Annotated in this window: 3 protein-coding genes; all 3 read right to left on the bottom strand. The window is 63.9% G+C overall.

The features are described from left to right. The coding region (locus EN994_RS30130; protein WP_164746361.1) for an amino acid ABC transporter ATP-binding protein at positions 1-673 on the bottom strand (673 nt) is incomplete at its 3' end. Further along, positions 670-1,350, bottom strand: a complete 681-nt coding sequence (locus EN994_RS30125; RefSeq protein ID WP_013529174.1) for an amino acid ABC transporter permease — start codon at positions 1,348-1,350, stop codon at positions 670-672. The genes EN994_RS30125 and EN994_RS30130, both read right to left, overlap by 4 nt. Positions 1,351-1,477: 127 nt before the next feature. After that, the coding region (locus tag EN994_RS30120) for a transporter substrate-binding domain-containing protein (protein ID WP_127308084.1) at positions 1,478-1,699 on the bottom strand (222 nt) is incomplete at its 5' end.

Raw genomic sequence — 1,699 nt, 5'->3', positions numbered from 1 at the left:
GTCCCTTCTCGACGACGACGCCGGCATCGAGGAACACCACTTCCTTGGCGATCTTGGAGGCGAGGCGCAGATCATGCGTCGCCATCACCATGGTCGTGCCTTCACTGGCGAGCTTGCCAAGCACGTCGACCACCTCTTGCGCCAGTTCCGGGTCGAGTGCCGAGGTCGGCTCGTCGCAGAGCAGCACTTTCGGCGACGGCGCCAAGGCGCGGGCGATCGCCACGCGCTGCTGCTGGCCGCCCGACAGCGTCGCCGGCCAGGCGTCGGCCTTGTGCGCCATCCCCACCTTCTCCAGCAGAGCCAGCGCCCGCTCGCGTGCCCTCTCAGGCGCCCATTTCAGCACCGTCACCAGCCCTTCCATGACGTTCTCGATCGCGGTGCGATGCGGAAACAGCTGGAAGTTCTGGAACACCATGCCGGTCTGCAGCCGCAGGCGCTGGATATCCCTGGCCGGAACCCTGCCACCAGGATGGAATTCGAGCGTCTCGTCGCCGATGCGCACCGTGCCCGAGGTCGGGATCTCCAGGAGGTTGATACAGCGCAGCAGGGTGCTCTTTCCCCCGCCCGACGGGCCGACCAGCGCCGTGACGCTGCCTTCGGCAATGGTGACCGTCACGCCCTTCAACACGAGATTGTCGCCAAAGCGCTTTTCGATGTTGCTGAGGCCGATCATGAGCGTGCCTCCAGGAAGCCGCCATAGCGGTTGAGCCGGGTCTCCAGCCGCGTCTGCAAGGCCGACAGCACCGAACTCAGCGCCAGATAGAGGATCGCCGCCTCGACATAGAGGATCAGCGGCTCATAGGTGGTGGCGACGATGCGCTGCGCCGCCTGGAACATCTCCGGCACGGTGATGGCGGCGGCCAGCGACGTATCCTTGACCAATGAGATAAAGGTGTTGGAAAGCGGCGGCACCGCGACCCGGCCGGCTTGCGGCAGGATGGTGCGCCGCATCGCCTGGCTCCAGGTCATGCCGATCGAATAGGCCGCTTCCCACTGGCCCTTCGGCACCGACCCTATGGCCGCGCGGATGATTTCCGACGTGTAGGCGCCGATGTTGAGCGTGAAGCCGATCAACGCCGCCGTGAAGGCGTCGAGCAGGATACCGACCGACGGCAGGCCGTAGAAGATAAGGAACAGCTGCACCAGCAGCGGCGTGCCGCGGAAGATCCAGACATAGAAGCGCACCAGCGCGACCAGCGGTTTCGGACCAAACAGCCGGGCAAGCGCCGCACCCAACCCAACGGTCAGCCCAAGGACGAAGGACAACAGCGTCAGCGGCACGGTGAAGATCAGCGCCGCCCACAACAGCGAAGGCAGCGACTCCAGCATCAGTTGCAGCCAGTGCGGCACGTAAGACCCTCCAAATAAGTCGAGGCTTTCGTCGAGGCGCGACATATCACGACAAAAGCGGCGGACCGTCAAAGACGACTCGCCGCTCGATATGTCCTGTGGGCCGCGGAGCGGCCCGCCTCATAGATTACTTCGAAACGTCCTGGCCGAAATAGGTGTCGGAGATTTTCTTATAGGTGCCGTCGGCCTTGATGTCGGCCAGCGCCTTGTTGATCGCCGCGACCAGCTCCGGATCGCCCTTGCGCACGATGACGCCGGAATAGTCGGCGTTTTCCTCTTGCGCGGCGATCTTCACATTGGCGTCGGGCTTGTGCTTCTTGAAGTCGAGGAACGACAGGCTGTCATTGAT

Origin of the sequence: Mesorhizobium sp. M7A.F.Ca.CA.002.09.1.1 (assembly GCF_003998555.1) — a bacterium.
GTDB classification, from domain to species: Bacteria; Pseudomonadota; Alphaproteobacteria; order Rhizobiales; family Rhizobiaceae; genus Mesorhizobium; species Mesorhizobium ciceri.
The sequence above is the reverse complement of the archived record's forward strand: the minus strand, read 5'-3'. Positions and strand labels throughout refer to the sequence as shown.